The following is a 7,123-nucleotide window of genomic DNA, read 5'->3' on the forward strand; positions in this document are numbered from 1 at the left end:
GGCGGCGACGCGCGGACTGCGCGGGGGGGGGCCGCCCCGCCGCCGACGGGGGGGCGCGGGACGTGGCGGCGGTGGGCCGCGGGGCGGGCGCTAGGCTCGGCGTCGGCGCGGTCCGCGGGCTCTGCCGGGCCGCGCCGGCCGGGTACGAGGTGCCGCGCGAGTTCGTCGAGGTCGACGACCTGGCCCATCGGGTTGCGGGCCAGGTCGTCGACCTCGACGAACTCGCGTGGCACCTTGTACCCGGTCAGCGAGGCCCGGCAGTGCGCGCGGACCGCGTCGACGTCGAGCGTAGCGCCCGGCTCGAGGACCACCGCGGCCACGACCTGCTCGCCCCCGTCGGCGGCGGGACGGCCCACCACCGCGCAGTCCGCGATGCCCGGCGCCGTCCGCAGCACCGCCTCCACCTCGGAGGGGTAGACGTTGAACCCGCCGGTGACGATCATCTCCTTGATGCGGTCGACCACGCGCAGGAAGCCGTCGGGATCCTGCACCACGATGTCGCCGGTGCGCAGCCAGCCGTCGTGGAACGTCGCGGCGGTGGCCTCCTCGTTGCCCCAGTACCCGCGGAAGACCTGCGGGCCCTTGACCAGCAGCTCACCGGGCTCGCCGCCCGGGACCTCTCTCGACGGATCATCCTGATCGACGATCCGGATGTCCGTGTCGGGGAAGGGCACGCCGATCGCGCCGGCCCGCCTCGCCGTCGACATGGGATTGCCCACGATGATCGGCGAGGTCTCGGTCATCCCGTACCCCTCCACCAACAGGCCGCCGGTGGCGGCCTCCCACTTCTCGATGAGGTCGGCGGGCAGGCTCATGGCGCCGGAGAACGAGAACCGCACGCCCTGCAGGGAGATCCTGCGCGTGGCCGACTCCTCGAGGATCCGGGTGTAGATCGGCGGCACGGCGGGGATGAAGGTGGGCAGATTCTTGGCGAAGATCGGCATGACGAGGTCCATGTCGGGCGTCGGCACGAGCTGCAGCCGCGCGCCCTGGGCGATGCCGAACACCACGCACATCGTCACCCCGTAGGCGTGGAACATGGGCAGGGTCGCGAGGAAGCGCTCGCGCCCGGGCTCGAGGCCGGGGACCCAGGCGCGGCCCTGCGTGGCGTTGGCGACGAGGTTGGCGTGGGTGAGCACGGCGCCCTTGGGGGTCCCGGTGGTGCCGGAGGTGTAGAGGATGAGCGCGGCGTCCTCGGCGGCGGGCCGCGGGTGCGAGAAGTCGAGCTCGGGGCCGGTCTCCTGCTCACCCCAGTCGAGGGTGCCGGGCGCGGGCCGGGAGAGCTTGGCGCGGGAGGCGCGCAGCGCGGGCACGGGGAGATGTCGCAGCGCGAGTCGCTTGGCGGTGGGGAAGGCGTCGAGGAGGTCGACGGCGAGGACGTGCTCGATCCGGGTGCCGGGGCGGTCGGCGAGGTCGCGCACGACGTCGGCGACGACGTTCCACGTCACGACGACCTTCGCCCCGTGGTCGGTGAACGGGCCCTCGAGTTCGTCGGCGGTGTAGAGGGGGTTGTGCTCGACGACGATCGCCCCGATGCGCAGGGCCGCGTAGAAGACGGCTACGCCCTGGGGGCAGTTCGGCAGCAGCACCGCCACGCGGTCGCCGGGCCGGACGCCGAGTCGGCGCAGGCCCTCGGCGGCGCGGCGGACCCGGCGGCCGAGGTCGGAGTAGCTGGTCAGGCGGCCGAAGAACTCGGTGGCGGGCCGGTCGGCGTGGGCGGTGACGGCGGCGTCGAACTGGTCGATGAGGGTGGTGGCGCGGTAGTCGAGGTCGTGCGTCGTGCCCGGGGTGTAGTGCACGGTCCACGGCCGGTCGGGGTGTGCGGGGGTGTCGGCTCCGGCGTGTGCGGTCATGTCTGCACCGTAGTCCTCCGGCGGCAGGTCATAATGAGCGTATGGCTTACGGAACACTCGTCCTCCTGCGTCACGGGCAGTCCCAGTGGAACGCGTCCAACCAGTTCACGGGCTGGGTCGACGTCGACCTCACCGATCTGGGGCGAGAGGAGGCGGTCCGCGGTGGCAAGCTCCTCGCGGAGGCGGGGATCCTGCCCGACGTGCTCTACACGTCGCTGCTGCGGCGTGCGATCACCACGGCGAACATCGCGCTGGACGCGTGCGACCGCCACTGGGTGCCGGTCATCCGCCACTGGAAGCTCAACGAGCGGCACTACGGCAAGCTCCAGGGGCTGAACAAGGCGGAGATCAAGGAGGAATTCGGCGACGAGCAGTTCATGCTGTGGCGCCGCAGCTACGACACGCCGCCGCCGGCGATCGACGCGGACAACCAGTACTCGCAGACGAGCGACGTCCGGTACGCCGATCTGCCGGAGGTGCCGCTGACCGAGTGCCTCAAGGACGTCGTGGACCGGTTCATCCCGTACTACGCCGCCGAGATCGCGCCGCAGCTCGCGGAGGGCAAGACGGTCATGGTCGCCGCGCACGGCAACTCGCTGCGCGCACTGGTCAAGCACCTCGACGGAATCTCGGACGACGACATCGCGGGCCTGAACATCCCCACCGGCATCCCGCTGGTGTACCGCTTCGACGAGGCCGGTCTGGTCGCCAACCCGGGCGGCACCTACCTCGACCCGGAGGCCGCTGCCGCCGGTGCGGCCGCGGTCGCCAACCAGGGCGGCAAGTAGCGCGCGCGGCGGCGTCCCCGCCCCCGGGCGGTCGGACGGTCCGCCAAAGGTGAAGGCCCGGTGAACGGGCCGTGAACCCCCGTCCACCTGCGGACTTCCCGCCGGTGGACGGGGGTTCGCCGATTCGGGCGCGCGGGCGGGGCACCGTAGGATCGGGGCCGTGCAGGTCAGTCTGGGGATCTTCCTCGCGATCGTCGCCGGGGTCATCGGCTTCATCGTGGGCGGCTTCGTCGTCCCGCTGGTCAACCGGCGCAACGAGCGTCGCCGTGCCGAGCAGGCCGGGCCGAGCCGGCTGGAGGTGCTGCAGGGGGTCTACCTGCAGGCGCCGTACGCGTTGGCCGTGGTGGACCGGCATCAGGACGTGGTCCTCTACAACCGCCGCGCGGCGGAGCTGGGGATCGTCGACGACCGCCTCCTCGTGGAGCCGGTGTGGCTGGCCGCCCAGGCGACGTTCACGACCGGGGAGCCCACGCGCTTCGACCTGCCCGCCAAGTTGCTCACCGGCCGCCGGCGCATCCCCTCGGTGAGCGGACGCAGCGAGATCCTCGGCGAGTACAACGAGCAGTTCGTGGTGGTGTTCGCCGACGACGACTCGGAACACCGCCGCATGGAGGCCGCCCGCCGCGACTTCGTCGCCAACGTCTCCCACGAGCTCAAGACGCCGGTCGGGGCGATGGCCGTGCTCGCTGAGGCGCTCCTGGAGTCCAAGGACGACCCGGACTCGGTCGAGTACTTCGGCGGACGCGTGGTGAGCGAGGCCCAGCGGCTGGGCAAGATGGTCTCCGAGCTGATCGAGCTCTCGCGGCTGCAGGGCGCCGAGCGGATCCGAGACCCCGAGCCGGTGGACGTGGACGACGTGGTGGACGAGGCCCTGCGCCGGTCCGCGTCGACGGCGGAGGCGGCGGGGATCGAGCTCATCACCGACGCTCCGTCCGGCCTCGAGGTGAAGGGCGACCGGACTCTGCTGGTCACGGCGCTCACCAACCTCGTCTCCAACGCGGTCAACTACTCGCCCGAGCGCACGCCCGTGTCGATCACCCGGGGCATCGACGGGGACACCGTGATGTTGCGCGTCACCGACCGCGGCATCGGCATCGCCCCCGAGCACCAGGCCCGCGTCTTCGAGCGGTTCTTCCGCGTGGACAAGGCGCGCTCGCGGGCGACCGGCGGGACGGGCCTGGGGCTCGCGATCGTCAAGCACGTCGCGCAGAACCACAACGGAGCTGTCAGCCTGTGGAGCCGCCCCGGCACGGGGTCGACCTTCACACTCGAACTCCCGGCCCACGTGGAGCCGGGTGGCGACGGGACGACACCCGCCGCCGAGCACGTCTCACAAGGAGAGGACCAGGTGCCGTGACCAGGGTGCTGATCGTGGAGGACGAGGATTCGTTGGCGGATCCGCTGGCGTTCCTTCTCCGCAAGGAGGGCTTCGAGGTCGACGTGGCGGGGGACGGCCCGACCGCGCTGCAGAGCTTCGAGTCCGAGGGCGCGGACATCGTGCTGCTCGACCTCATGCTGCCCGGCATGTCCGGCACCGACGTGTGCAAGCGCCTGCGGATGACGTCGAGCGTGCCGGTGATCATGGTGACCGCTCGGGACAGTGAGATCGACAAGGTCGTGGGCCTGGAGTTGGGTGCCGACGACTACGTGACCAAGCCCTATTCGGCCCGCGAACTCATCGCCCGCATCCGGGCCGTGCTGCGGCGCGGCGCGGAGTCCGAGTCCGAGCCGGTCGAGGAGATCGGCGTCCTGGAGTCCGGGCCGGTGCGGATGGACATCGAGCGGCACACGGTGATGGTCCGCGGCGCGGCGGTCACGCTGCCGCTCAAGGAGTTCGACCTGCTCGAGTACCTGCTGCGCAACTCGGGTCGGGTGCTCACGCGCGGTCAGCTCATCGACCGGGTGTGGGGGTCGGACTACGTCGGCGACACCAAGACCCTCGACGTGCACGTCAAGCGGCTGCGCTCGAAGATCGAGACCGATCCCGGCAAGCCCGTGCACCTGGTGACCGTCCGCGGGCTGGGCTACAAGTTCGAGGCCTGACCCCGGCGCAGGGCTGACCCTGACGGCGCCGGTCAGTCCCCGCCGGCCGCGCGCTCGGTCGCCGGGTGCACGGCCACGATGCCCAGCTGCCGCCGGCGCCCGCACGCCGCGGCGAGCACCTCGTAGGCCTCGGCGCCGAGGAGTTCGACCAGCTCGTCGCGCAGGGAGACGTACACGGGCTCGGTGCCGACGTGCGCCTCGGGCGAGCCGGTGCAGTACCAGTCCAGATCGAGCCCGCCCGGGCCCCAGCCGCGGCGGTCGTACTCGCCGACACGGGTGTGGAGGATCTCCACCTCGTCGGCGCGGGTCTCGGTGTCCTGCGTGAGTCGTATCGGCAGCTGCCAACACACGTCGGGTTTGGATTCGGGGAGGCTACGCCCCGTCCGCGCGGCGAGGTGGTGCAGGGCGCAGCCCGACCCGGTCGGCCATCCGACGTCGTTGAAGAACACGCATCGGCCGCCTAGGCGGCGTGTCCTGAGCGCGGGCTCCATCTCGCCGTCGTCGCCGGTCAGTTCGTCCTCCTCGAGCCACGACTCGAGGACGGTTCCCTCCTCGGACGCGGCGCGCTCGGCGGCCTCGCGGTGCTGCCATTCCTCGGGCCGGAGCAGGGCGACGTTGGCCCGCAGGCGGCGCCGGTCGGAGTCGTCGGCGAGGAACGCACCGTGCGTGCAGCACCCGGAGTCGGGCTGGCCCGCCTCGATGCCGTGGCAGGCGGGGGTGCCGAAGACGCACGTCCACGCCGACAGCAACCAGGTCATGTCGGCGGAGATGAGGTGGTCGTCGTTCGCCGGGTCGGGGAAGGTGTACCACTCGCGGGGGAAGTCCAGGGGGACCTCGGGCAGAGGGGTACCCGGGTTCGAGGGGCGGTCGGTGGCGGTCACAACCTGCGACCGTAGACCGTTTAGGGTGGTCGTGTGAGATTAGGTGTCCTGGACGTGGGCAGTAACACGGTCCACTTCGTGGTGGTCGATGCCCACCGGGGCGGTCACCCGACCCCGATGAACGACTCCAAGACCCGGTTGCGGCTGATCGAGTACCTGGATGAGAACAACAACATCTCCCGCACCGGTATCGCCCGGCTGATCGACGCGGTCAACGAGGCCGCCGAACTCGCGCGCGCCACCAGGTGCCGTGAGGTCATGGCGCTGGCCACCTCGGCGGTGCGCGACGCGGCCAACTCCGACGAGGTGCTGGAGAAGGTCGCCAGGGAGACCGGGATCGAGCTGCGCGTCCTGTCCGGCGAGGACGAGGCGCGGATGACGTTCCTCGCCGCCCGCCGCTGGTACGGGTGGAGCGCGGGGCGGATCGTCAACCTCGACATCGGTGGAGGCTCGTTGGAGATGACCAGCGGGGAGGACGAGCTGCCGGAGCAGGCGTACAGCCTGCAGCTCGGCGCGGGCCGCCTCACGCACGACTGGTTCAAGACCGATCCGCCCGAGCGCAAGCGCATCAACCAGCTGCGCGACTACATCGACGCCGAGCTCGACGGCCCCGCGCGGGCCATCCGCGCCGCGGGCGAGCCGGACCTGGCGTGCGCCACCTCCAAGACGTTCCGGATGCTGGCCCGGCTCACGGGTGCGGCGCCGTCGTCGGAGGGGCCGCGCGTGGAGCGGATCCTCACGGCGGCGGGCCTGCGGCAGGTGATCGCGTTCATCTCCCGCATGACGGCCGCGGACAGGGCAGAGTTGGAAGGGATCAGCTCCGACCGCTCGCATCAGGTGGTGGCGGGCGCGCTGGTGGCGGAGGCCGCCATGCGTGCACTGGGGTTGGAAAGTGTGAAAATCTGTCCGTGGGCCCTGCGAGAGGGGCTGATCCTGCAGCGTCTCGACCGGGACGTGGGCGGCGACGGGAAGGGGAGCTGACGATGGCCGAGGATGCTGAAGGCCAGCAGATCACCGTGGCGGAGCTGCTCAAGCGCATGGGCGCAGAGCAGCAGGCCGCCCCGGGCGGGCGTCGACGTCGCCGTGCCGACGAGGGGGGCGTCAGCGTCTCCGAGCTCACCGGCGAGATCCCGCGCATCACCGACGACACCGTGCTCAGCAGCCGCGCCGCCCGCCGCCGGGCCCGCGAGGCCGAGGAGGCCGCCGGTGGTGGCGAGTCGGGTGCTGGTCAGCTCGTAGCCGGGTCGGGTGCCGGGTCGGGGGCCGGGGAGACCGGCTCGGACGGTCCGGCCAGCGCGCAGGAGGGCGCGCGCGGTTCGGCGGGCGCGGAGAAGACCCCGGGGGCGACGACGAGCCCCACCCCCACCCGATCCCCGCAGTCCGCGGCACCCGCGTCAGGGCCGTCGTCGGCGAGCGGCGGGCCCTCGACGTCCGCGCCCGCCGGGTCGGCTGGTCGGACGGAGCGGGCCGGGCAGCGGCCGGCCGCGCAGTCCGCGACGCATCAGCCCACCTCGCAGATGCCGGCCGCGCCGACCCCGGCCGCGCCTCCGGCCCCGAC

6 protein-coding genes and 1 pseudogene are annotated in these 7,123 nt (G+C 72.2%); 5 read left to right on the forward strand and 2 right to left on the reverse strand.

The window, feature by feature from the left end:
• Positions 1 to 1,853, reverse strand: a 1,853-nt coding sequence (locus tag KHA85_RS15675; RefSeq protein WP_236885793.1) for a long-chain-fatty-acid--CoA ligase, incomplete at its 3' end; no start/stop codon positions are given.
• Positions 1,854 to 1,894: 41 nt separating this feature from the next.
• Between KHA85_RS15675 and KHA85_RS15680 the strand changes: the two genes are divergently transcribed.
• From KHA85_RS15680 to KHA85_RS15690, 3 genes are all read left to right on the forward strand, one after another.
• Positions 1,895 to 2,641, forward strand: coding sequence for a phosphoglyceromutase (locus tag KHA85_RS15680; protein WP_213186524.1), 747 nt, complete (start codon positions 1,895 to 1,897; stop codon positions 2,639 to 2,641).
• Positions 2,642 to 2,801: 160 nt separating this feature from the next.
• Positions 2,802 to 3,998: a sensor histidine kinase gene (locus tag KHA85_RS15685; protein ID WP_213186525.1), complete on the forward strand. Its 1,197-nt coding sequence runs from the start codon at positions 2,802 to 2,804 to the stop codon at positions 3,996 to 3,998.
• Positions 3,995 to 4,684 (forward strand): response regulator, encoded by a 690-nt coding sequence (locus KHA85_RS15690; RefSeq protein ID WP_213186526.1) that lies wholly within the window; start codon positions 3,995 to 3,997, stop codon positions 4,682 to 4,684. The genes KHA85_RS15685 and KHA85_RS15690 overlap by 4 nt, the downstream gene beginning before the upstream one ends.
• Positions 4,685 to 4,716: 32 nt before the next feature.
• Here the strand turns inward: KHA85_RS15690 and KHA85_RS15695 are convergent, their stop codons facing one another.
• Positions 4,717 to 5,565 carry a DUF3109 family protein gene (locus KHA85_RS15695; RefSeq protein WP_213186527.1) on the reverse strand — a complete coding sequence of 283 codons (849 nt, stop codon included), beginning with the start codon at positions 5,563 to 5,565 and terminating at the stop codon, positions 4,717 to 4,719.
• Between the two features lie 33 nt (positions 5,566 to 5,598).
• Here KHA85_RS15695 and KHA85_RS15700 point away from each other — a divergent pair, with 33 nt between their 5' ends.
• Together KHA85_RS15700 and KHA85_RS15705 are read left to right on the forward strand one after the other, a co-directional pair.
• Positions 5,599 to 6,546, forward strand: a complete 948-nt coding sequence (locus tag KHA85_RS15700) for a Ppx/GppA family phosphatase (RefSeq protein WP_213186528.1) — start codon at positions 5,599 to 5,601, stop codon at positions 6,544 to 6,546.
• Between the two features lie 2 nt (positions 6,547 to 6,548).
• Positions 6,549 to 7,123: pseudogene (locus KHA85_RS15705) on the forward strand (hypothetical protein); the annotation flags it as partial.

The sequence above is a fragment of the Dietzia massiliensis genome, from assembly GCF_018390595.1.
Classification (GTDB): domain Bacteria; phylum Actinomycetota; class Actinomycetes; order Mycobacteriales; family Mycobacteriaceae; genus Dietzia; species Dietzia massiliensis.